The organism is Pseudoalteromonas sp. P1-8 (assembly GCF_001399985.1).
GTDB lineage: Bacteria > Pseudomonadota > Gammaproteobacteria > Enterobacterales > Alteromonadaceae > Pseudoalteromonas.
In genome coordinates, this window is record NZ_LJSO01000001.1 from 466,776 (window position 1) to 488,082 (window position 21,307).

The following is a 21,307-nucleotide window of genomic DNA, read 5'->3' on the forward strand; positions in this document are numbered from 1 at the left end:
CATTGGCGTGTATTAGGCGGCTACCGGTTAAAGGTAGTCGCCCATCACTTAGCCAAAGATGAACAGGAATAAAAAGTTAAGCCACACGCCAAGGTGAGAACATGAGCCAATACCATACAGAAATTCACGAATTAAAAACCGACTTGGATCACTGGGATTATGCCAGGGGAAAAGCATCACAATTAAAGCTCGAATTTAAAAGCAAACTGGCATCTATGCGCCGCGAAAAAGAAATTCAAATTCAAGCTGAGCGTGAAAGAAATTACAAAGATGGTTCATGTATTCGCTACGATGCGCTTAGGTCAGCGGCTTATGCTGCAAAGGCTGGTGTACTATGAAAACTTTGCAATCTATCGTTAGTGAACGTATCGACGGTTATTACAATTCACTTGAAACCATTACTAAATCTGGTGGCTTCATTACTCAAACTGAGAGTGATTTTTTAAAAAAAGATATCGATTACCTAGAAGCAATAGACTTTTACAACGATGCAAATAATTTACGCGGATTATTATCATCAGTAAAAATAAGAGATGAAATCTATAAGGGGGTTAGCAATGACAATTAATATCCCCGAACACATTATTAATCAAGCTGCAGTTAGCGCCCAAAGAGGCGCTTTTTTTAGTTGCGGCGTAACTGAAAATAAAACAGGTTGGTGGACAGAAGAATTATACGGTCAAAACCCCGAAGGGGCGCGAAGCGGAAAAGCTAGGCTTGTCAAAAGGCGCAAAAGTCAGACACAGCAAAAAAGAGACGAAAATCCACGTTCTAAACAGTCTCTTTTAGCTGCTAAGGCTTCAAGCCTTGATAGTTTATACAGTCATGCCCTTAAAAACTTAACGCCTGAACAGCGTTCAGAGCGCCTTGGCATCAATCACGATGAAATTCTTTGTCTTGAAACAGGTGAAATTAAACCGAAACAGGTAGCAGAAATAGACAAAGGCCATTTTGACAGCACTGTTACACAAGCTGATGAAACAGCCCGCGCCCACTTTCAAAGCCGCAATTGGTGTGATGGTTTTCGTATTGTTTGCACTCAAAATACCCGCGCAAGTGATGCACCGGACGCGAATACAGGTGACCGGATTACTCAAACAGTTAGCAGTCGCGCCCGTGGAAAAATCATAGACAGCGGTTTATACATGCAAGCTGTTAAGGGCGGGTTTAATGCATTTACAACAGTCACGTTAGATGCAAAAGCACGCTGGCGTATTGATAATGACCATTACCAAAAAGTAGCTAAGCGCAAGGCGGGGACAAAGTTAGACGCAATTTATTCGCATGATGGTGTACTGCTTCACCCTGTTGTTTTTGCGGATGGACCATTTACAGCCGTTAAATATGACCGGACAACAATAGGCCAAGAGTTAAGCCGCTTTTTTGATGTAATCGGAAAGATGCATAAGCGCGGTTTTGTTGCGACTGGTACTGTGTCAGATACGCCAAACGGCAAAAAATACGCATGGGGCAAAGTTGAATGTATCGGGCGAAATGACCGTTTATACCCTTGGGGTAAAGTTGAGAGCGTTGGTGCCAGTGGTCACGTTAAATCAGATTTAATGCATGATAACGAAAGGCTTTATCCGTGGGGCATTGTTGAATGTATCGAGCAATGCGAAAAACGTGCAATCACAAATGAGCGAATGGAAGTAACCGCAATCGAATGTGAACAATCAGCAACGAAAAAACCTGTATTTGATTATCTTTGGGTAGCCGAAGCGCCAGCCAAAAAACACGGTTCAAAAATCTATGAATGGAACGGCGAAAAACACGAAATAGAGTGCATTGGAGAGCAAAATTATCATGCGCACGTTTTAATGCGTTGGAATGTTGAGCCTGTATATTTTCACGAATGGGCATCAAGAATTGAACGCCTATGGGGACAGGGTTTTGTAACCATTGAGCGTATTAGAAACGCCAAGGCAGCAGCCACCTATTTATTAAAAGCACTTGGCTATATGACCAAAGGCGCGGAAGGGTCACAAGGCGAAATTCGCGGTAATCGTTACAATATTTCGAAGTATGCCCGCGCTGAAGCGTGGGAAAATTGCGCCACACATGAAGCGCAACACATGTACGGCCTAATACAAGAATACATGCAAGGCTTAGAAGAAAAAGCCCGCCGTAGAGCATCAAAACAATACGAATTAAAAGCAACGATAGGCTTTATAGAAAAGCAAAAGAACATCAACAAACAAACGTTTAGCGAAAAACGATTACATCTAATTGAAAAGCTTGAACAAAAGCTTGAAACCATTAGCCAAAAAGTCACCGAAATATCAAACGAAATTCACGGTAATTTCGCTCGTGGTGGTGTCGCTAAGTTCGCAGACAAAGCAGCATTTTTAGGCTTTATGGATTGGGCTATTGGGGTTCGTGGTTGGCAGTTGAAAACCGCTTTCACAAAGTTAACTAACCCAGATATAGACAAAAAGATAGAAGCGGAAAAACAGGAGGAAAACATCGTTAACAAATTACTCAGAAAAACACGCCAATGTTACGACGATTCAATATCAGCGCTTTGTGATTTTTATTCACGCTATGAGCGCGTTGACGACTACGGAATAAGTTTTAATGAGTAAGCAATTAGACAAGGCCAAGGCCAAAATAGAGCAAGCAAAATCAATGAACGCTTTACAAGCGGGCAAAAAAGCCAAGTTAGCGGAGCAGGTAATTGATGATGTGATGGTTTGGGCGTATGACTTAGAACTGCGCGTTTCTAACATTGAGACTCAATTAAATGGTGGTGACTATGGCGACTAAGGGGAAATCAGCTAACCCCGATTTAGGCGCTATCAGGTGTGAAGCTTGTGACGGTTTCGCAGCAATTCGCCGTCAAAAAACGGGGCAACAATACCTATATTTGCATTGCCCGAACTGCGGAATGGATAAGCGAAGCGGGGCAAAACTGCAAGCGAAATGGGAAAAAGCGATTAGCGAACCAAACGCGAATTTATCCGCCATTGATAGCGAAGTTTCGCCCACTGTAGCAAATGAAAATCAACCACCGAAAATGCAGCACGAATTAAAGCCTGATGAATGGCATCCAGAGCACGTAATTCAAGCTGTTCAGAGTATTAACAATGATATTAAAGAGACCGAAACAAATGACGAATCAAGCAGAACTAAACACGAAACCAACCGTTCTATCTCAGGCAATGGCGAACCTTCAAATGGGTTCAAATACTTCATCGCAGGCACAATCACAGGACTTTTCGCCATCGCAGGAATTAGAGCAAGCACAAGCTGAATCTAACGCTGATGCAGCCGAAACTTTCCACTACTCAGAGTTGGATGCGTTCATGGTGCAATCGAATGAACCTGAAAGCGCAGGCGATGAAGAACCAGACAATGACGCTGTAACCGTCGCGGAAGAAATGACAGACGAAGATGCGCAGTTCACAGCGGGTTTTCTAGTTGATAGCGCTGCAAGCTTTACTGAGTCATTGTTTAGTGTACCTGTCACTATCGACAACGACACGCGCCAAGTTATTGCACAAAAAACTGTACCAGTAGTACTCAAGTATGCCAAAGATGCAAAGCTCCCGCCGTGGGTTGTTAAGTACCGTGAAGAACTTGAATTAATTGGTGTCGTTGCAATGGCTGGCTTATCAATCTACAAGCAAATTAAACAGGCTAAGGCCAGCAACGAAGAACAAGACGAACCAGAGCAAAAACAGGCGGCGTAATGGCAGTTAATTTTAACAACTCTCTAGATGCAGAGCACGTTTGTTATTTGGCTGGCACTGGCGGCGGTAAAACTACCGCCGTCAAGCTGTTAAACCTTGTTGGCGACCATGTAGGGATTTTTGATTTATACGGCGATTATCAATTTGATGGTCGTAAAAAATCACCCTTCAATGGGTTAGGTGGTCGCACGGTTTACCACTTCAATAAACGTACTGATTTTGCCCGCGCATTTACCCAAGCGTGGAGCAGTGGCAAAAAGTTTGTATTGGCCTATCAGCCAACGTTCAGCCCAAGTTTGAAAGGCTCACAACTTAAAGATGCACGGGTAGCAGAATTGCATTGGTTCGGGCAACTAATTTGGATGGCCTCAGACGGTAATCGCAAGCTAGATGTTATCATTGAAGAACTTGCAAAGCTGGCAAAAACAGCAGGTAAAGACGAAACCATCATTGGTGAACTGGCAACAGGTGGGCGTAAATTTGGCATTGTCCTTCACACTATCTTTCAGCGTTCGCAGGAAGTGCCAAAAACCATTTGGAACAACTCACCACGTAAAGTGTTAGGCGCTCAAGAATCAACGCATGACGCTAAATTGATAGCGCATGAATTAGATGCAGAGTTATCAGACGTTAAGTTAATAAGCCAGTTGAACCAAACGTTTAAAAAACAACGCCTGTATTACCTGTTTAAATCTGACGGCGGTATCGGGAATATTTCACCGTATTACATTAGTACCGACCCCAAAGCTAAGGACTTTGGCAAGGCTTATGAAATCACATTTGATCAGCTAAGAGAGCTACCAATTTAAACTCAATTAGCTATAGTTATAAATACAACTAAATTAAAAATATTGATTTATATGAATATATTGTTAGGGCTTGCGCTTATAGGTTTTGGATTGGCAGTTTATTATTTTATTGTCCTGTCAGACCGTATTGAATCTCACAAAATTATAGATACTTTGGTCATTGTATCTGTTGCAATTTTAATGGGGACAGGTGTTGCTCTAATAACTGGGGTGTTTATATCAATCTAGCTTCTTCAATATTTTGAATATTAATACTTAACAAAAGAGCGAAAATTTCGCTCTTTTCGCTATAGGGGGAGCGAAACCAAATCGACCGTGGAGCGAAACGCCTGATTTATTGAAAACGAATTTTAAACCTCGTTTCAATAAATTAGGAATTTTTCCACATGGTAAATAAACAAACTCTTATCGCTGTAGGCATTACGCTTGGCGTTTTAACTGCTATCAGCAGCGTTCGCGCTTTACGCCCTGTTAAACGTATTGTTTTAGGTTAAGGGGGTAGCACATGCGCAATATTGCCCCACTTAATAAAATCACAGGCGTAGCGGCTGGCGGTACAGTTTCACTTACACTGCCTGTTAACCTTACGTATGACAAAGTTCATTTTGAATACACAGGCGTAACAGCAGCCCAAATCAAAAACCTTAAAGTTGAATTAAACGGTCGCACTCTGACTGAATACGCAACTTTGCAAGACCTACTAAACGAAAACACGTACTACAACCGCGAAGTAGTTGCAGGCTTTGCGACAATGCACTTTACCCGTTCTGAGATTAAAAGCTCTAAACAACCACAGCTTGTTGAACAGCGTTTCTTTGGTCTGGGTACGGCTGGCTTATCACTATGTCAAATCAAGTTTGATATTGATGAAAACGCGGCAGCGCCAGCGATTAAGGCTTACGCTGAAAAGTCTGCATCTACCGCGCCGGGTTGGTTATTCAAACGCCGTTCATTCCGTTATAACTTTTCTGCGGGCGTGAATGAAGTTGAAAACATCCCGCGCCCTAATGGTGCTTACATTGCGTTAATTGAAATCAAGAAAGCTGGCGTTAAATCGGCTGAGTTCTTAATCAACAACGTTAAATGGCGTGAGCACATTCCAAAAGCGCTACACAACGCAATTCTTGAACAGAATGAACGCATTGTTATTAGCAACACACATTCAATCGACCTGATGTTAGACGGCGATGTGTTCGGCTGTTTAATGCTTGACCCTGCAATTAACGACATGCGTTTACGTGTTGATTGTGACATTGAAGGTCAAGCCGAAATCGTTGTTCACTACTTCGATAACTACGCTCAAAGCTCGTTCTAAGGGGGTTGTATGTCTTTTGGTTATGGTGGTGCGGCTGCAACCGCAATAAATCGTAATACACAAGCAATACTCCCAGAAGGTGCTCCCACGCAAAGCGCGTGGGGCAACTTTGGCGGGTTTGTAAATTCTGCCCTTGGTAATGCAATGAACATCTACGCCCAATACGAGACTATTCAAGCCGCAAAAAACTCGGCTGGCGTAGCTCGTCAAGAGCAACAAAACGTTACTGAGCTTGAGAACGGCGCGGCTGTTCTTGTAGACGCCCCGAAAACAACAACGGTACAGCAACCCGCTGAACCAATGGTTTTTGGATTCCCACAGAAACAAGTAATTATGGCCTTTGGTGGTTTACTTGTTTTAGGTCTTGTATTGAAGGTAGCTAAGTCATGAGCAGCAAATCAATCAAAGCCTTTGCAATTGGTGTTTTGGTAAGTGCTGTCGGCACTGTCACGGCAGAATTAATCAAAGGGTACATCAATAAAAACAAGGCGGCTAAGTAATGGGCGGCATGGCTGGCGGTGGTTATTCAAACCAGCAGTCTGCAAGTTCAGGTACAGGCGACCAAGCGGCTAATATCGGCTTTCAAGGTGGTTCAATTAACTTTGGAAGCAGTAACAATAATCAGCTTTTGATTATTGGCGGTATTGCCATTCTAGCTTTGTTTTTGTTCAAAAAATAATGCGTTTTTGCGACTCAAGCGAGTTACACAAAGTCAATCGGGCTATCGGTACGCCCGATGACTTTGCATGTATCAAGTCTGAGATTCAGTCGGGGCGCTCGCGTTTTGTGTGCATATTCGGCACTTACTTTGTGCTTAGAATTGATAGTGATGGTCTAGTTGTCGTATGCGCTCAAGGCCAAAACATTAAACAGGCAAGCCATATTATTATTGAATTAGCGCGCCGACTTCATATCAGAAACATCTATTTTCACACCAAACGCCCAGCTTTAGCGCGACTACTGAAGCATTGTAATTTTAAATATTTAGAAACCGACCCTAATGGGTGTCGAGTTTTTGGGATGGTGGTGCATGAGCACAAGTTCTAAATCTAGAAGCTCCCAATCAACCAACAGTTCAAGCACTTCGCTTGGTGTTCAGGGGGATAATACGGGATATATGACTGTCGGCAACGGCAATTCATACAACATCACAACAACGGACGGAGGGCTAGTTGATGGCCTTGTGTCTATTTGGGGTGATATGGCAGGCAATCAGAGCCAAATGATGACGTTAACGGGTGATATGGCGGTTGAAAACGCTCGTATGACCGAAACGGTAACAGGCAACGCCTTTGATTATGCCAGAGACATTAACAGCGATTCACTTGATTTTGCTGCGACCTCTATGGGGGCTGTGGGTGACGCATTAGGTGACGTTATCCAGTTCGGCACAAATGCGCAAAACTCATCGTTTGATTTTGGTCGTGATGCGCTTGACGTTGCAGGACGTTCTCAAGAACGCGCTTATTCATTAGTAGGCAATGTGACCGACGATGCAATGAGCCTTAGCCGTGATGCAATGGCGACAACGGGCAATTTAGCCGCTGACAGCATTAATGCGCAAAACTATCTAGCTGAAAAGTCGATGACTGAAAACGCTGATTTAGCGCGTGGTGTTATGGAAATGGCGGAAACGATGCACGGCAACAATACGGCCTTTGCTAACAATGCGTTATTAACCACCACAGACGCAATCAGCAACGCGAATAAGGGTATGGCTGACCTCGCGTATTACTCAATTGAAAACAACAGCAATTTAGCGTCAGACCTTGCAGCAGGGGCAGTTCAGGAAGTAAGCGCCGCTTATAGCGATGCAGGCGACCAAACAATACTTGCTCACAAGCAAGCGCTGCAATTTGCTGAAAATTCGATGCGTTCTGATGGTCAACAATTGGCTATCAGTACGAACAAAACAATGATTTATATTGTCGTTGGCCTTGGTGCTGTTACGGCATTAGCTTTAATTATGGGGCGTGGTAAATAATGTTCATTACTAAATTTTTAAAACCAAATGAAGTCACAGAGATTAATACGCTTGGTAACTGCATCAAGGTGATGAACTGTGAAGGTAAATTCCGTATTAAAGCAACCTTGCAAGGGCAACCAGTTTTAGAAACTGATGCCCGCGCGGGCTTTGATGTTCAAACAGGCAAACCGTTTGACCTTCTTGTTATTACCTCTGAGATTGACCAAAAATTAGAGCTTTGGGCATCACAGCACAAATTAAGCTATGACGCATTAAGCACTAAAGCCAGCCGTGCAGCGTCATTTTTGGCTGAGCACTACGGACACGGACAACAAATCATTGGTTATGATACGGCGCAATCGCGCGTAACAGTTGTATGTGACCAGCCTTGGTGGTTAGGTGGTGAAGGTGTTAACAAAGAAAATGGTATTCCAATGGCGGCAAATGAAAAATATATTCATGACAGCGCCGCGCCATTAAGCGCATACATTGACCAAGCGCCCGCTAAAATTCTAAACACGGATGATATGAACATCATTGACCAACCTGTTCATTATGACCAGCACACCATTCGTAAAATCAATGACCACATGGTTTATTTTGATGGCAATACGGGAACGCAAATTTTTGACGTTAAAACAGGTGAATACACTTCAATTTACAAAGGTCCTTCAATTAATTTAGTTGGGCGCATGTTTGACGTTAACGGTGAGATTTTTGCTGTAGGCCATGAAGGTATAACCGAACATCAAACGCACTTCTGCCGCATTGCAGGCGGTAAGATTCAATTCATCCCGCAACAAACGCCAATTTCGTTTTATGCGCTTGGTTGTGATGAATACAAAGGTACGGTTTATGTGGTTGGTGGTGATGGTGTTGAAGGGGCTAACCGCGCCAAAATTTACACGTTTGATGCAAGTTTCCCGACTGATAATTTCACCGAAGTAGACACCAATATCAAGGCAGGCCAACCGCTAAAACTTGATAAAATTTTTATTGACCAAGAAACAGGCTTTGTTTGGGTTATTGAAGGTAACAACGTTTACAGAGGTACTACGGCCTTAACTGACTTTGTGTTACTGGGTGAAATTGAAGGTGTGTTGAATACCGACCCTAGTTTTATGAGTGGCGTTTGGGCTGCGTTTACTGCGAAGCCGATTGCAGCGCCAATTTGTTCAAGCGTATTTATTCACACTGAATACGGTGCGATGTCATCTACTGATTTTTTCAGTGACGGCAATCAGTACGATGTTACTTACTTTAAAGATAATTTAAGCGTTGGCTATAACGTTAACGGCGTGTATTCGTCTTTCCGTGATGAAGCTATGGTAAAAATTTCTTCATTCAACAATGACGTTAATATCAGTGAACTTGCAAGCATTATGGAACTTGATAATAAGCTCTATGTGTTTTCTGTTAACGATAGAACCAACCGTAACGCGCTTGTAATTGGCCTTGATGTTGATACGTCTGAGCCTCGTGCGATTTTCCGTGCTTACAAGGAATCGTACTAATGAAAAGCTTTAAATTACCTTTGATGTTTGCTGCGCTGGCGGGGGTTTTATTTATCCCGTCTAGTGCTGCGCTTAAGCCTAAAGGCATCCGAAACAATAACCCGTTAAACATCGAAGCTCGTGAAAACTGGGTTGGTCAAGTTGGTGATGATGGGCGCTTTGTTATTTTTGAAACTGCATTGTACGGGTTCAGGGCTGCGGGGCGCATTATGCGCACTAAAGCCCGCCGTGGTGTCCGTACTATTGAAAGTATTATCACGGAATGGGCACCGCCATTGAATGACCATGGCGAACATGAAAATCACACGGAAAGTTACATAAATTTTGTTGCTGATGAAACTGGTATCCCGCGCGATGCTGTTTTGGCTGATAGCGCTTATCCGTCTGTCATTTCTGCAATGGTTCAAATGGAAAACGGACAGAACCCGTATTCAATGGATGAAATTTCAAAGGGCTTTGAGTGGGGGTTTTATGGCTAAGTTCTTAGACCGTAACTGGTCAACAATTTTGTTATTACTTGGTGGTTACTATGCGTATTCACAAATCGTTTTACGTGGTCGTGAAGTTATTGAGCCAGTAACGCGGCCTATCAGTAAAATACTGGCTGAAATCCAGTTCGCAGTTAATGGGAGTAATTATATTCGCTACCCAAACGCGGGGTTTTATCTTGACCCGTCAAAGCTTGATTACACCTATAAAGTCGTTGATATGCAGTGGTTGAAAGCTATGTCACTCACTCATGATGACCATGAGGACTATTTAAACGAAATCTTTGACGCTGATTTGCGACTAAAACCTCAATACCGCGTTTTAATTGATGGTTTAGTTGATGCTGAAACCATAACGATAGCGGCTAAGGGGTAGGGCATGACAGTCGATGCAAACTCAATTAACTTACTTTTCATTGTAATAGTACAAATTGGTGGCGCGTTCGCCACCGTTGCAGCAGTGAAAACAGACATTACTTGGATAAAACAGGTAATTAAAAAACACGGTGAAGATATTACGAAACTACAGGATAAATTATGATAGCTACATTAGGTAAATATTTAGCAGCCAAATTGCTAACCGAAGCATTTATAAAGCGTGTCTGTTTGGCTACAGCAAGCCATTTAGCAAGTAAATCAGAAAACAAACTTGATGACGAAATAGTTCGCGCTTTGAAGGATGCATTAGATTAACTGTGTTAAAGTATTTTAAAGCACATGCAAGGAAGGTTTTAATGAAAAAAGCTTATTTAGATCAAAATATTCTTTCTCAAATGGTAAAGAATGACCCGAATAAAATTAAAAGAACATTAGAAACATCTAACTTTCAAGTTTTGTATTCAATAGAAACTTTGAAAGAGATACATAGATGTAAGGATGAACATAAAAATGAATATCTTAATTTATTAGATGAGTTAAATGCTCATCTAATTTCTGGTTTCATTGATGACGATCTACTGCAACCAAATATTCGCGATGACGTTTCCGCCTTGAGCGCTTATGAATATGAAAATGCTAATGGTACTTTTGATGATTCTATTAACTTTGCTGAGTTTTTACTGAAAAGATTAAACGGGTCAATTAATAAAGAAGAGGAAGCTGATTTAGTTCCAAAATTGATAAAAGACTTTCAAAATATGTTAGATGAAGACGAAGAGTTTTCTGACCCTATCTATTATGAGAAAACATTTAGCAAGTTCAAAAGTGATTTTAAGATTATATGTGAAAGGATTCACGAAGAAGAGCAGAAACACCTTACAGAAAAGTCTGGTATTAAAAGCCTAATAGCACTTTTTAAAAATGAAGTCAGCCAATCAACTATAAGAGATTTTAAGAGACCTGTAATAACCCGTATTTTAAAACACTTTAATGATTTACAAGAGGAAGTAGATGATGAAAAGTATATTGATCTTGACTTAATTCTAGGTGTTTTAGAAAAGCGCAATCAATCTGACTATTGGGTTATGTTGCTGTCTGCATATATAGCTCTCGGAAATGTTGGCTATTGGGGAGAGAAACAACTACACAAGAATGCTAAATATGAAGCAGCAAATAGTGATAGTTTCCATTTAATTTGGGCTAGTTATTGTGATATTTGTTTTTCTGGTGATGAAAGGTTTGTATATAAATCAAGAGCAATATATGACCACTTTAATATCGACACAATCGTCATATATTGTAATCCTGAGTTTGTAGGCCGCACATAAGCGGCCTTATTTTATGCTGTTTTCTTATCTCCATACTTTAACACAATATCTTTTAGAGCAAGCTGATCACTCATTTTGATTAGGTCATTACCAATGATTTTTAGCGTTTCACTGGCTTCAACTAAATCATAAAGGTGTTCAATCTGAGCTAGTAGGGCATCTACATGGCTTTCGTTATAACGAACAGAGCGTTGTAAAAACTCAATCTTGTTGATGAAATTAGAGTCATAACGCTTACCGTGTGGTGTCCAAAGATAACCATCACGACAAATATAAAAACCATCCCACGATTTATGATTAGACACAGCGCCGTCGATTCGTTGCTGTAGCAATTTAACAGCCCTTGGGCATGGGTTGTCATTTGCAATCCAACGTTCAAGAGTGCGTTCCGTATTTATAGATAAAAATTCCATTGCGGCGCGGCGGTCTAATCGCCCGAAACTCATAAAACCAGCTCTAAAAAGTAATTGCTTAAAATTAGTCATTATTTCCTTAATCCTTGACGAATGTGTGTAGGCGATGCCTGCGCGGAAAAATTAACGATGATTTTTTTAGATTGCTAAATAGGGTTTCAATCAAATTAGTTGATTGATAGCCAAAAGTGGAAAACTTATGAAAATAACGGGTACAAACGATTTTAACATTGAACGGGGAATTGGCGACAAAATGACGGGAATAATACGATTTAACATAATATAAATTATAGGAAGTGAACTGTCTCTACATAGCTATACCTATTCTCTGCGCATGTTAAGTCCAATACTAGACGGTATCGGACATTTATGTGGTGTTTTATCATATTATTCATTTTATTAGTGCTTGTTTCTTGAGCTTAGTTATCTCATGACTTATATTAAAACTATCAACTTGAGATGTAACGATAAGATGTAAACGATATGGAATTTGTGAAGCCGTTAGAACCTATTTTGATAATCGATGATATGCAAGATATCCGCGACTATCTAAATCAAATTTTAACTGGTCTTGGTTTTGACGATATTTTAGAAAGTCGAGATTTTGAATCAGCTAAAACCGTTATTGAAGAAAAGTCGCCTAACGTTATCTTTCTTGATATTGAACTACCTAATACTGACGGTACGGATATTCTTGAATACTTAAATGACCGCCATCCTCATACTCATGTTGTTATGTGCTCTGGCCATAATAGTCTTGAGAATGTGCAAAACACCTGGGAATTAGGTGCTAAAGGTTTTATCGCTAAACCATTCAACGCAAAAAAAGTCGACTCTGTTATGAAACGTCTAGAATTGATGGAAACCATAACAAACTAAGTAGTTTATGAATTCGACAATCCAACTCATTATAGATGACTTATCAACGGTTATTTTTGGTAAACAACAACAAATCAAACTCGCCCTTACGTGTTTATTTAGTGAAGGCCACCTGTTAATTGAAGATTTACCAGGCATGGGAAAAACCACTTTATCTCATGCACTTGCCGCAGTTCTTGGCTTGTCATATCAACGCATTCAATTCACTAGCGATTTATTACCTTCTGACATTCTTGGTACAAACATTTTTGATGCTAAAGAACATAGTTTTTCATTTCATCAAGGCCCAGTATTTAGCCAAGTTGTTTTAGGTGATGAAATTAATCGTGCCGGCCCTAAAACACAAAGTGCGCTATTAGAAGCTATGGAAGAAAAACAAGTGACGGTAGATTCGGTTAAACACGCCCTACCATCGCCATTTTTTGTGATTGCTACGCAAAATCCTGTGCATCAATCTGGCACTTACCCGTTACCAGAGTCACAATTAGACCGCTTTTTCATGCGTATTAGTTTAGGTTTTCCTGATAAACACGCTGAGAAAAACCTCATTTTAGGCTTAAACAATCGAAATTATGACGACTTACCTGTGCGCATTAATCCTGAGCAACTTGCTGTTATTCAAAAAGAAATTAATAAAGTAACGATAAGCAACTCGGTGGTTGATTATATCCTTGAGCTAGTTGCGTTTACTCGCCAAGATAACCATTTTGTAAACCCATTATCACCAAGAGCCAGCATTGCGCTTGCCCGAGCTGCAAAGTCATGGGCGTATATTGAAGGTCGTGATTTTGTAATGCCTGAAGATGTACAAGCTGTTTTTCCTAGTGTGACTGATCACAGGCTTGGATTAAACGCTGGTGACAGCGGCTATGCACTTAAACATGTGCCTGTAAGCTTATAAAACATGTTTAAGCGCCCTGCTTTTATCGATCAATTTCGTCAGTCTTTTTTTAATAAGTTATTAAAAAACAAGCATAAAATCAACGAAATTGAGCTTCAACATAAAACGATTTATGTATTACCCTCAAAACTTGGTGGGCAGTTTTTACTAATTGCCTTACTAAACTTTGTAATGGGCATTAACTATCAAAACAACCTGATTTTAGCCATGGCGTATTTAATGGTGGTTGTTTTGGTGTTTGCGATACTCACCGGCTATAAAAATGTGAGAGGTTTGTCGGTTAAATACCAGTCAGTAAACGAAAGTTATGCGCCAAAAGCCCCTATTGCGCGTTTTCAAATTCAAGCACAATCATACTGTGAACTTATAAAACTGATTAATGACAACCTTGAATCTGAAACTGTATCACTACAAAGTAAAGAGAAAAAGACCGTTGAAATAGCGCTAAAATGCAGTGAACGTGGTGCATATGGTTTTAATAGAATAAAAATCATTAGCCACTTTCCATTTGGTTTGGTGTCTGTGTGGAGTTATATAGAGCCAACCGAAACGGTTTATGTTTACCCACAACCTATCGCCACTGAAAAGCTTGATACTCAGCTCCATGACAATGACGAACACGATGGCGATAACGCACAAGTTAAAGCCGGTAATGATGACTTTTATCAGCTTACCCCTTTTGTGCAAGGAACAGCGCTTAATAAGGTATCGTGGAAACACTACGCTAAAACTCAGCAGCTATTAACGAAAGAATTTACCAGTGACGCATCACAGGAATTAGCACTTAATTTCAATATGTTGAGTGGCAATAATGAGCATAGATTAAGCCAGTTATGTTTTTTGGTTAATCAACTAACCGGCCAACAAATGGCGTTTTCGTTAACCTTAACCAATAAATACATTGCGAAAGGCCAAGGGATCAACCATCAAAAAGCCTGCTTGCAAGCATTAGCGGAGTTTTAATTATGAATACACCGCTTATAAATACCGTTTTATCACTGCTGTTTATTGTTACCAGTGGCTTTTTATTTACTGAAGTACCTACTCCATTCTTAGCCATATTGGCTGGCCTTAGCTTTTTAAACCTATTTTTAGGTAAGTTTTATAAAAAACTAAATGGATTGGTGGCGAATATTTTGGCTTCGGTTTGCTTAGTTGCCTTATTTGTTCTGGTTGGCGTGGGCGATACGGTCAAGTTATTTGTATCCATGATGCTACTTGCTAGCAGCTTTAAATTGCTACAAGCGAAAACCGTTAAACAGTATCAAACCGTTTGTTTACTAGTATTTTTTAACCTTTCAACCGTGTATTTGTTTCATCAAGGGTTATTTGAAACCTTGGTAGTCAGTGTACTTTATATTGTTAACTTCGCGGTACTTGGCTATTTAACTAGCCCGCAAAGCTTTAAGGCCGCTAACAAACAAAGTTTTAAAACCATACTACTAGCCTTACCCATAGCGGCGTTTTTGATTTTATTTTTACCTAAAATTCCTGCGTTTTGGCAGCTACCGGGGCCAAAGCTCGCTAAAACGGGTTTATCAGAGCAAGTTAACCCCTTTTCTATTGCGAAATTAGCGGAATCTGATGACTTGGTTTTTCGGGTAGAACAACAGCCAGGGCAAACCTTACAAGCCCCCTATTACTGGCGCAGCCTTATTCATGATGAGTTTAATGGTAGTGAATGGCTAATATCGGACATTTTGAAGTCTCAACAATTTAACCCAATTCGCAGTACAATTACTCAAAGTAATAGCATTAATTATCAGGTTATTGCAGAGCCCTCATCTTCTAATTGGCTTTTTGCACTTGGCTTTGCGCAAAGTGCTAATTCTGATGTGCACTCAACCTACAATGGTTTGTTAAAGCGCAAAGGTAACTTAAACAAAAACATTAAATACGCGGTAACCAGTAGTGAGGCTATGCTGAGTCTAAATGACTTTGAAAAACGCTTATATACCCGCTTACCGAAAACAACTAATCCACAAACAAAGGCACTTGCAAACCAGCTGGCTGCTGATCATGAAAATGCGCAAGCTTACTTTAACGCGCTACTTGATTACTTTAATCAGCAGCAGTTTGCTTATACTTTAACGCCTACACCAATGTATGGTGATAATACGCTAGACCAGTTTATGTTTGATACCAAACGTGGCTTTTGTGGTCACTATGCCAGCACCGCTGCATTTATGTTTCGTGTTGCCGGTTACCCTGCCCGTGTTGTGTCGGGTTATTTAGGTGGAGAACAAACTAAAGCTGCTACGCTTAACATTTATCAATACGATGCCCATGCATGGGTCGAAGTGTTCTTTGATGAAAAGTGGCACATATTTGATGCTACCGCTGTTGTTGCTCCTGAGCGTTTAAACGGTTCGTTATCACAACTGGGTGATTTAAACGAAAGCTTTAACGACAATCTTAACTTTGGTCTAAAGCGCTGGAGTCATTTTAAAGCAATAAACTGGCTTAGAATTCATCTTGAAGAGCTCGACTATAAATGGACTAACTGGGTGCTTACGTTTGACCAAGAATCACAACAAAATTTATTTGATTCACTGTTTGGAAATAAGTCAGCATGGCTAACGCCTTTAATTGTGTTAGGTACATTATTACTGAGCTTTACTGGCTATTTCTTATATAACAAACGCCCTATTCGAAGTAGAGAGCCGCTTGTTGATGACATCACTAAGTTTTACCTGTGGGCAAAAAAGCAAGGCATTGAGCCAGTTGATACCAACACGCCACTACAAAATATTGCTTTAATTAAACAGCAAAAGCCTAGAACAGAGGCATATTTAAGTGAGTTTGAGCAAATAATCATCGAAGTACGTTACCAACAGCAATCATATAACCAAAATCGCAAAAACCGCGTACGAGTTCTGTTAAACTCTCTCAAAACAGCCAAATAGAGAACAATATGAATGCAGTAATTGTCGGCGTTATGTTGATGCTGATCCTGACACTTTGTCGAATTAATGTCATTGTGGCGATGACGGTAAGCGCAATTATTGCGGGTTTGACCGCAGGCCTTGGTTTATCACAAACCGTTAATGCATTTAATGATGGCTTATCGGGCGGCGCTGAAATAGCACTTAGCTATGCGATGTTAGGTGCATTTGCGGTGGCTATTTCTAAGTCAGGTTTAACACGTATTTTAGCGTCTAAGTTACTAAAGCAAGTAAACGAGAATAGCCACAAAGGCGAAACGACGCTTAGTTATCTTATATTGAGTATTATTTTGCTGTGTGCGATCTCGTCGCAAAATTTGATACCCGTACATATAGCTTTTATCCCAATTCTAATTCCACCTCTACTAGTGGTGTTTAACAAGTTACGCCTTGATAGACGTGCCATTGCCTGTATCTTAACCTTCGGCTTAGCCACCTCTTACATGGTGCTACCTTATGGTTTTGGTGGCATTTACTTATACTCGATACTACACAAGAACCTCACTGAAAATGGCCTAGAGATTGTTAATACTCAAGTGCCGATGGCAATGATCATTCCAGCCATTGGGATGTCATTTGGTTTATTGGTTGCGGTGTTTATATCTTATCGAAAACGCCGTAGTTACGAGTCTCACAGCCTAACAGAGCAACAGCAAGAGGTTGTCATTGAGCAGCCTAAAAAGGTGTTAGCAGTGGGAATTACCGCCGTACTTTGTTCATTAGTGGCACAAAATATTAGCGGCTCTATGATCCTAGGTGGTCTTGTTGGGGTAGCTATATTTACCTTATTTGGTGTTGTAAAGCTTGAGCAAAACGGCGATGTATTTAGCAAAGGCATTGCTATGATGGCGATGATTGGCTTTATTATGATTTCGGCGCAAGGCTTTGCTTCGGTGATGAAAGCAACGGGTGATGTAGCTTCATTAGTTAGCTCTGCTGCAGGAATGATTGAAGGTAACAAGCCCCTTGCCGCTGCGTTAATTTTACTCGTTGGGCTATTAATCACCATGGGCATTGGTAGCTCGTTTTCGACGGTGCCAATTATAGCCACCTTGTTTGTACCACTTTGTATGGAATTAAACTTTTCTGTTATGGCTACTGCAGCACTGGTTGGCACTGCTGGAGCACTAGGTGATGCAGGCTCCCCTGCCTCCGACTCAACACTTGGCCCAACATCTGGCCTAAATGCAGATGGTCAACACGACCATATTTGGGATTCAGTAGTACCTACTTTCATCCATTTTAATATCCCGCTACTTGTTGCTGGCTGGGTTGCGGCAATGGTGTTGTAAAGTCGAGTTTCATTTTAAAAGCCCCATTTGGGGCTTTTTTATTGGCTAAACAAAATACGCAGTGCGCGGTTTAGATCATGAAAGCGAATGGGTTTTGTCAGCACTTTGTTCATTCCTGCTTCTAAGCAAGTGGCTTTATCTTGATGAGATGCATTGGCTGTTAAGGCGACAATGGGTAAAGTCATTTTTAATTCTTCACGCATGTATTTAGTTGCTGTAATACCATCCATCACTGGCATCATCATATCCATTAAAACCAAATCGAAGTTTTGCTGTTGTACTTTATCGATTGCTTGTTGGCCATTATCTGCAAGGGTGACATGGTGATTGAGCTTTTCTAAAAAGGTTTTGATTAGCACTTGGTTGGTTTTGTTATCTTCAGTAACAAGAATAGCCATGGGCTCAAGAGTTTGTTCATGCTCTATTGATTGCTGATCATCGGCGACGATAGAGTATGGTATGTAAATATTAAATTTAGTACCAATATTGATTGCACTAGCTACTCTAATCTCGCCTTTCATTAAATCAACAAGGCTTTTGGTAATGCTAAGCCCAAGCCCAATCCCTTCTACTTGTCGATTAACACCATAGTCATGCTGTTTAAAGGCATCGTAAATACTGGCTATTTGAGATTGAGAGATCCCCTGTCCAGTATCTGCAATTTCAAATAACAAATGGGTATCATTAAAATCTGCTCTGAAATTGACGGTGCCTACTTTGGTAAACTTGAAGGCATTATCTAAAATATTAAACAGAATTTGCCCGACCCGAACCCCATCAATATTAATTTTGTTGGGTAAGCCATCGCTTATCTCTGTGGTAAATAATACATTAGAGCCTTGAGTGGTTTCTTGAAACTGTGCAGTAATATTTTTAACCAGCGCATTTATATCTGTTGCTTTAACATCAAGCTCCATCGAGCCACTTTCAATTTTTGAAAAATCCAGTACATCACTGATCAAATCAAGTAATAAATCAGCGCTTGAGTTTGCGTAATCGAGCCAACGTGTTTGCTTGTCATTAAGTTCTGAATCGGCTAACAACTCCAACATGCCTACAATGGCGTTCATAGGTGTTCTGATCTCATGAGACATCACAGTTAAAAACTGAGACTTTGCTTGGTTTGCTTCTTCTGCTTTTTCTTTTGCTAATTGTAGTGCTTGCTCGCGGTCTTTATTGACAGTGATATCTTTGGCAATACCTAAATAGCCGCGAAATTTCCCGCTTGAATCAAATTGTGGCTTACCACTTAAAGAGACCCAGGCCGGAGGCGACGAATTAACTTCAAATTCAAAATCTAAAAACTCGGCATGCTCTGCCAGCAAGTGTTTAAAGTGCGACCACTTTTTTAACTGATTTTGTTCCTGCTCAGTGATGATGGCATCAAAATTTTTATGTAAAAAATGACGTTTGTATAAGTTACTGTGGCTGGCGGTAGTTAAAACATTAATAAAGTGCTCATCTTTATTAGTACGCCAAAACCATTCGCTGGCAAAGTCTCTAAATAACTCAGATAACTCGCCTAGTCTTGTTAGTAAAGAGGTTGAGTGAAACTTTTGCCGGTTAAGCCTTGTTTGCGCAGCTAATTGAACCGCTACTTGCTGTAATAAGATCTTGATTGCGGTTTGTGATTTATCATTAAAACTAGCCTGCTCTTTTATATCGAAAAAGACCAAGCACTGCGTTGTGTGTTCAGAGATATCAACATGAAAAATTAGGTTATTTACGAACTCATTACTATAAAACAGTGAGTTATCTTCATTAAATAACCACTGTGACTGCGCTTGTTGTATCTTTGACTTTAATATTGTTTCGTCAAATTCAATGTACTTAATAGTACGCATTTCGAGGGATGCTTTTGAATCTTCGAAGTTTATTAAGCAAAACTCTTTAAACGAAAAATATGGCAGAAGTACTTTTTCAAGTTGAGCTTTTAATGCACGGCTATCGTTTATGCCATGAAATGCCGTTAGCTCAAGTTGTAATTGCTCTAAGTTTAACTCTGCCATTGCCATTCCTAGTTAATATTGCATCGCATATTGCAAATATAGAAAACAGTTCTCAGTTTAGCCATAAAAATATCAAAATAAATTATTTAAATTTCATTGTGTTATATAAATCCGAACACTTGGTACGGGCCATGCTAACTAAATATTAATCAAGTTTAACCAAGGTGACTGTTATGAAAATAGTATGCATAGGCGGCGGACACGGTTTATCCCATATGTTAAGTGCAATTAGACCTCACTGCGCCGAACTGACAGCTATCGTTGCAACCACAGACAACGGCGGCAGCACAGGTAAATTACGTAAAAGCCAAGATGTAGTTGCCCTTGGTGATATTAGACGTTGTTGTTTGCAATTAGCTGATAGTGACTCATTAATCCATCAAGTTTTTCACCACCGTTTTGATGGTGGTGAACTCAATGGCCACAGCCTTGGTAATTTAGCCTTATTAAGCTTAACCCAACAAACTAACTCAGCAACTCAAGCGGTTGCATGGTTCAATGCCATGTTGGGTAATTCAGAAACGATTCTACCCATGTCAGACGAGCCGACCGATTTACTAGCTGTTATGTCATCAGGCATAAAAGTATTTGGTGAATGCGATATTGATTCACAAGAAGAGCTCCCAGACTATTTAACGCTCTCACAAGATGTGAATGCTGCTCCTGGTGTGGTTCAAGCTATTGAAAACGCCGATATGCTAATAATTGGCCCTGGAAGTTTAATTACCAGTGTAATGCCTGCCATGTTAGTTGAAGACATAGCTAAAGCGGTGCAACAAACATCAGCATGCCGATTGTTTATCGAAAATATTGCCAAAGAAGCCAGCGTAATTAAATCGCTCGATATGAAACCGGTTGATTGGCTCGAAGGCATGCTTGGTTACCGGTTTTGTGACATGAGTATCTCTTTAGATGCGCTTAGTGAAATTGTGTCTCACTTTGACGATGTTGTTAAATCGCCAAACCAGCAGCACGACATTGAGCAGCTAAGTAATGTATTTGGCGAAATATTAAAAATGCCGTTAAGCCTAGAAGCTGAGCAACTAGTCAGTAGCAATCATACTTTGCGCGTGAGTTAGCGTTTGTGCAAATTGGTCTTGCAGTAAGGCTATTAAGCTTTGTAGTTCATCGTCAAATTGTGATGCCTTAGCCTTTTGCTCAATTTGTTCTGCAAGGCCGCCTACGGCTAATGCCCCGTAACTACGGCTACTGCTTTTTAAACTGTGGGCATTTATTTCGATTTCAGACTGTTTCGTTGCGTCAGCAAGATCAGCAACGATTTGGCGGGACTCAGTGATATATACCTGCAAAAGTTGTTTTGCTAGGTCGTCACCAACATCCTGTTGTAATTGCGTATAGGTCGCAGTATCTATCATGG

General features: G+C 40.6%; 26 protein-coding genes. 23 read left to right on the plus strand and 3 right to left on the minus strand.

Features of this window, described 5'->3' with window-relative positions; genetic code table 11:
• Window positions 1-101 precede the first annotated feature (101 nt).
• From AN213_RS02100 to AN213_RS02175, 17 genes are all read left to right on the plus strand, one after another.
• Window positions 102-338 (plus strand): hypothetical protein, encoded by a 237-nt coding sequence (locus AN213_RS02100; RefSeq protein ID WP_055197103.1) that lies wholly within the window; start codon window positions 102-104, stop codon window positions 336-338.
• Window positions 335-568 carry a hypothetical protein gene (locus AN213_RS02105; RefSeq protein ID WP_055197106.1) on the plus strand — a complete coding sequence of 78 codons (234 nt, stop codon included), beginning with the start codon at window positions 335-337 and terminating at the stop codon, window positions 566-568. Before AN213_RS02100 ends, AN213_RS02105 begins: the two co-directional genes overlap by 4 nt.
• Entirely contained in the window at window positions 558-2,585 is a 2,028-nt protein-coding gene (locus AN213_RS02110) for a hypothetical protein (RefSeq protein WP_055197109.1), read from the plus strand. The genes AN213_RS02105 and AN213_RS02110 overlap by 11 nt, the downstream gene beginning before the upstream one ends.
• The gene (locus AN213_RS02115) at window positions 2,578-2,766 is read left to right on the plus strand and encodes a hypothetical protein (RefSeq protein WP_054553862.1); all 189 of its coding nucleotides are present in this window, start codon (window positions 2,578-2,580) and stop codon (window positions 2,764-2,766) included. The genes AN213_RS02110 and AN213_RS02115 overlap by 8 nt, the downstream gene beginning before the upstream one ends.
• Complete coding sequence (locus AN213_RS02120; RefSeq protein WP_055197111.1) at window positions 2,756-3,253, plus strand: hypothetical protein; 498 nt, start codon at window positions 2,756-2,758, stop codon at window positions 3,251-3,253. The genes AN213_RS02115 and AN213_RS02120 overlap by 11 nt, the downstream gene beginning before the upstream one ends.
• Window positions 3,177-3,692, plus strand: a complete 516-nt coding sequence (locus tag AN213_RS02125) for a hypothetical protein (RefSeq protein ID WP_150114693.1) — start codon at window positions 3,177-3,179, stop codon at window positions 3,690-3,692. Before AN213_RS02120 ends, AN213_RS02125 begins: the two co-directional genes overlap by 77 nt.
• Window positions 3,692-4,501, plus strand: coding sequence for a hypothetical protein (locus tag AN213_RS02130; protein WP_055197116.1), 810 nt, complete (start codon window positions 3,692-3,694; stop codon window positions 4,499-4,501). The genes AN213_RS02125 and AN213_RS02130 overlap by 1 nt, the downstream gene beginning before the upstream one ends.
• Window positions 4,502-5,006: 505 nt before the next feature.
• Window positions 5,007-5,816: a major capsid protein P2 gene (locus tag AN213_RS02135; RefSeq protein ID WP_055197119.1), complete on the plus strand. Its 810-nt coding sequence runs from the start codon at window positions 5,007-5,009 to the stop codon at window positions 5,814-5,816.
• A gap of 9 nt (window positions 5,817-5,825) precedes the next feature.
• A complete protein-coding gene (locus AN213_RS02140) occupies window positions 5,826-6,206 on the plus strand; it encodes a hypothetical protein (protein WP_055197121.1) in 381 nt (126 codons plus the stop codon).
• A 109-nt stretch (window positions 6,207-6,315) separates the two neighbouring features.
• Window positions 6,316-6,495, plus strand: coding sequence for a hypothetical protein (locus tag AN213_RS02145; protein WP_055197123.1), 180 nt, complete (start codon window positions 6,316-6,318; stop codon window positions 6,493-6,495).
• A gap of 351 nt (window positions 6,496-6,846) precedes the next feature.
• Window positions 6,847-7,800, plus strand: coding sequence for a hypothetical protein (locus AN213_RS02155; protein WP_150114694.1), 954 nt, complete (start codon window positions 6,847-6,849; stop codon window positions 7,798-7,800).
• Window positions 7,800-9,296, plus strand: coding sequence for a hypothetical protein (locus AN213_RS02160; RefSeq protein ID WP_055197129.1), 1,497 nt, complete (start codon window positions 7,800-7,802; stop codon window positions 9,294-9,296). The genes AN213_RS02155 and AN213_RS02160 overlap by 1 nt, the downstream gene beginning before the upstream one ends.
• A complete protein-coding gene (locus AN213_RS02165) occupies window positions 9,296-9,775 on the plus strand; it encodes a virion protein (RefSeq protein ID WP_055197131.1) in 480 nt (159 codons plus the stop codon). Before AN213_RS02160 ends, AN213_RS02165 begins: the two co-directional genes overlap by 1 nt.
• Window positions 9,768-10,160 carry a hypothetical protein gene (locus AN213_RS02170; protein WP_055197133.1) on the plus strand — a complete coding sequence of 131 codons (393 nt, stop codon included), beginning with the start codon at window positions 9,768-9,770 and terminating at the stop codon, window positions 10,158-10,160. Before AN213_RS02165 ends, AN213_RS02170 begins: the two co-directional genes overlap by 8 nt.
• 3 nt (window positions 10,161-10,163) lie before the next feature.
• Window positions 10,164-10,325, plus strand: a complete 162-nt coding sequence (locus tag AN213_RS20210; protein ID WP_160318713.1) for a hypothetical protein — start codon at window positions 10,164-10,166, stop codon at window positions 10,323-10,325.
• Window positions 10,322-10,477 (plus strand): hypothetical protein, encoded by a 156-nt coding sequence (locus tag AN213_RS20245; protein WP_173637070.1) that lies wholly within the window; start codon window positions 10,322-10,324, stop codon window positions 10,475-10,477. The genes AN213_RS20210 and AN213_RS20245 overlap by 4 nt, the downstream gene beginning before the upstream one ends.
• Window positions 10,478-10,518: 41 nt before the next feature.
• Window positions 10,519-11,490: a hypothetical protein gene (locus AN213_RS02175; RefSeq protein ID WP_055197135.1), complete on the plus strand. Its 972-nt coding sequence runs from the start codon at window positions 10,519-10,521 to the stop codon at window positions 11,488-11,490.
• An 11-nt stretch (window positions 11,491-11,501) separates the two neighbouring features.
• Here the strand turns inward: AN213_RS02175 and AN213_RS02180 are convergent, their stop codons facing one another.
• The gene (locus AN213_RS02180; RefSeq protein WP_055197137.1) at window positions 11,502-11,975 is read right to left on the minus strand and encodes a DUF3653 domain-containing protein; all 474 of its coding nucleotides are present in this window, start codon (window positions 11,973-11,975) and stop codon (window positions 11,502-11,504) included.
• A 411-nt stretch (window positions 11,976-12,386) separates the two neighbouring features.
• Between AN213_RS02180 and AN213_RS02185 the strand changes: the two genes are divergently transcribed.
• From AN213_RS02185 to AN213_RS02205, 5 genes are read left to right on the plus strand one after another with little or no spacing between them, the layout of a single operon-like run.
• The gene (locus tag AN213_RS02185) at window positions 12,387-12,782 is read left to right on the plus strand and encodes a response regulator (RefSeq protein ID WP_054561476.1); all 396 of its coding nucleotides are present in this window, start codon (window positions 12,387-12,389) and stop codon (window positions 12,780-12,782) included.
• A gap of 7 nt (window positions 12,783-12,789) precedes the next feature.
• Complete coding sequence (locus tag AN213_RS02190; protein WP_054561477.1) at window positions 12,790-13,683, plus strand: MoxR family ATPase; 894 nt, start codon at window positions 12,790-12,792, stop codon at window positions 13,681-13,683.
• A 3-nt stretch (window positions 13,684-13,686) separates the two neighbouring features.
• Window positions 13,687-14,646 carry a DUF58 domain-containing protein gene (locus AN213_RS02195; protein WP_055197139.1) on the plus strand — a complete coding sequence of 320 codons (960 nt, stop codon included), beginning with the start codon at window positions 13,687-13,689 and terminating at the stop codon, window positions 14,644-14,646.
• 2 nt (window positions 14,647-14,648) lie between these two features.
• Window positions 14,649-16,589 (plus strand): DUF3488 and transglutaminase-like domain-containing protein, encoded by a 1,941-nt coding sequence (locus AN213_RS02200; RefSeq protein WP_055197140.1) that lies wholly within the window; start codon window positions 14,649-14,651, stop codon window positions 16,587-16,589.
• 8 nt (window positions 16,590-16,597) lie between these two features.
• The gene (locus tag AN213_RS02205; protein WP_055197142.1) at window positions 16,598-17,920 is read left to right on the plus strand and encodes a Na+/H+ antiporter family protein; all 1,323 of its coding nucleotides are present in this window, start codon (window positions 16,598-16,600) and stop codon (window positions 17,918-17,920) included.
• A 38-nt stretch (window positions 17,921-17,958) separates the two neighbouring features.
• Here AN213_RS02205 and AN213_RS02210 read toward each other — a convergent pair whose 3' ends face one another.
• The gene (locus AN213_RS02210) at window positions 17,959-19,929 is read right to left on the minus strand and encodes a response regulator (protein ID WP_055197144.1); all 1,971 of its coding nucleotides are present in this window, start codon (window positions 19,927-19,929) and stop codon (window positions 17,959-17,961) included.
• 173 nt (window positions 19,930-20,102) lie between these two features.
• Between AN213_RS02210 and yvcK the strand changes: the two genes are divergently transcribed.
• The gene (gene yvcK / locus AN213_RS02215; RefSeq protein WP_055197146.1) at window positions 20,103-21,008 is read left to right on the plus strand and encodes a uridine diphosphate-N-acetylglucosamine-binding protein YvcK; all 906 of its coding nucleotides are present in this window, start codon (window positions 20,103-20,105) and stop codon (window positions 21,006-21,008) included.
• Here the strand turns inward: yvcK and AN213_RS02220 are convergent.
• Window positions 20,973-21,305, minus strand: coding sequence for an Hpt domain-containing protein (locus AN213_RS02220; RefSeq protein WP_055197148.1), 333 nt, complete (start codon window positions 21,303-21,305; stop codon window positions 20,973-20,975). The two genes, yvcK and AN213_RS02220, sit on opposite strands and share 36 nt — an antisense overlap.
• Window positions 21,306-21,307: the final 2 nt, after the last annotated feature.

Bases quoted from the DNA above. Each gene is read 5' to 3' on its own strand.
- AN213_RS02130 (WP_055197116.1), top strand. From the start codon at position 3,692: ATGGCAGTTAATTTTAACAACTCTCTAGATGCAGAGCACGTTTGTTAT.
- AN213_RS02175 (WP_055197135.1), top strand. From the start codon at position 10,519: ATGAAAAAAGCTTATTTAGATCAAAATATTCTTTCTCAAATGGTAAAG.
- AN213_RS02200 (WP_055197140.1), top strand. From the start codon at position 14,649: ATGAATACACCGCTTATAAATACCGTTTTATCACTGCTGTTTATTGTT.
- AN213_RS02145 (WP_055197123.1), top strand. From the start codon at position 6,316: ATGGGCGGCATGGCTGGCGGTGGTTATTCAAACCAGCAGTCTGCAAGT.
- AN213_RS02180 (WP_055197137.1), bottom strand. From the start codon at position 11,975: ATGACTAATTTTAAGCAATTACTTTTTAGAGCTGGTTTTATGAGTTTC.
- AN213_RS02160 (WP_055197129.1), top strand. From the start codon at position 7,800: ATGTTCATTACTAAATTTTTAAAACCAAATGAAGTCACAGAGATTAAT.
- AN213_RS02120 (WP_055197111.1), top strand. From the start codon at position 2,756: ATGGCGACTAAGGGGAAATCAGCTAACCCCGATTTAGGCGCTATCAGG.
- AN213_RS02185 (WP_054561476.1), top strand. From the start codon at position 12,387: ATGGAATTTGTGAAGCCGTTAGAACCTATTTTGATAATCGATGATATG.
- AN213_RS02105 (WP_055197106.1), top strand. From the start codon at position 335: ATGAAAACTTTGCAATCTATCGTTAGTGAACGTATCGACGGTTATTAC.
- AN213_RS02140 (WP_055197121.1), top strand. From the start codon at position 5,826: ATGTCTTTTGGTTATGGTGGTGCGGCTGCAACCGCAATAAATCGTAAT.
- AN213_RS02155 (WP_150114694.1), top strand. From the start codon at position 6,847: ATGAGCACAAGTTCTAAATCTAGAAGCTCCCAATCAACCAACAGTTCA.
- AN213_RS02190 (WP_054561477.1), top strand. From the start codon at position 12,790: ATGAATTCGACAATCCAACTCATTATAGATGACTTATCAACGGTTATT.
- AN213_RS02100 (WP_055197103.1), top strand. From the start codon at position 102: ATGAGCCAATACCATACAGAAATTCACGAATTAAAAACCGACTTGGAT.
- AN213_RS20210 (WP_160318713.1), top strand. From the start codon at position 10,164: ATGACAGTCGATGCAAACTCAATTAACTTACTTTTCATTGTAATAGTA.
- AN213_RS02125 (WP_150114693.1), top strand. From the start codon at position 3,177: ATGGGTTCAAATACTTCATCGCAGGCACAATCACAGGACTTTTCGCCA.
- AN213_RS02210 (WP_055197144.1), bottom strand. From the start codon at position 19,929: ATGGCAGAGTTAAACTTAGAGCAATTACAACTTGAGCTAACGGCATTT.
- AN213_RS20245 (WP_173637070.1), top strand. From the start codon at position 10,322: ATGATAGCTACATTAGGTAAATATTTAGCAGCCAAATTGCTAACCGAA.
- AN213_RS02165 (WP_055197131.1), top strand. From the start codon at position 9,296: ATGAAAAGCTTTAAATTACCTTTGATGTTTGCTGCGCTGGCGGGGGTT.
- AN213_RS02205 (WP_055197142.1), top strand. From the start codon at position 16,598: ATGAATGCAGTAATTGTCGGCGTTATGTTGATGCTGATCCTGACACTT.
- AN213_RS02110 (WP_055197109.1), top strand. From the start codon at position 558: ATGACAATTAATATCCCCGAACACATTATTAATCAAGCTGCAGTTAGC.
- yvcK (WP_055197146.1), top strand. From the start codon at position 20,103: ATGAAAATAGTATGCATAGGCGGCGGACACGGTTTATCCCATATGTTA.
- AN213_RS02170 (WP_055197133.1), top strand. From the start codon at position 9,768: ATGGCTAAGTTCTTAGACCGTAACTGGTCAACAATTTTGTTATTACTT.
- AN213_RS02220 (WP_055197148.1), bottom strand. From the start codon at position 21,305: ATGATAGATACTGCGACCTATACGCAATTACAACAGGATGTTGGTGAC.
- AN213_RS02135 (WP_055197119.1), top strand. From the start codon at position 5,007: ATGCGCAATATTGCCCCACTTAATAAAATCACAGGCGTAGCGGCTGGC.
- AN213_RS02195 (WP_055197139.1), top strand. From the start codon at position 13,687: ATGTTTAAGCGCCCTGCTTTTATCGATCAATTTCGTCAGTCTTTTTTT.
- AN213_RS02115 (WP_054553862.1), top strand. From the start codon at position 2,578: ATGAGTAAGCAATTAGACAAGGCCAAGGCCAAAATAGAGCAAGCAAAA.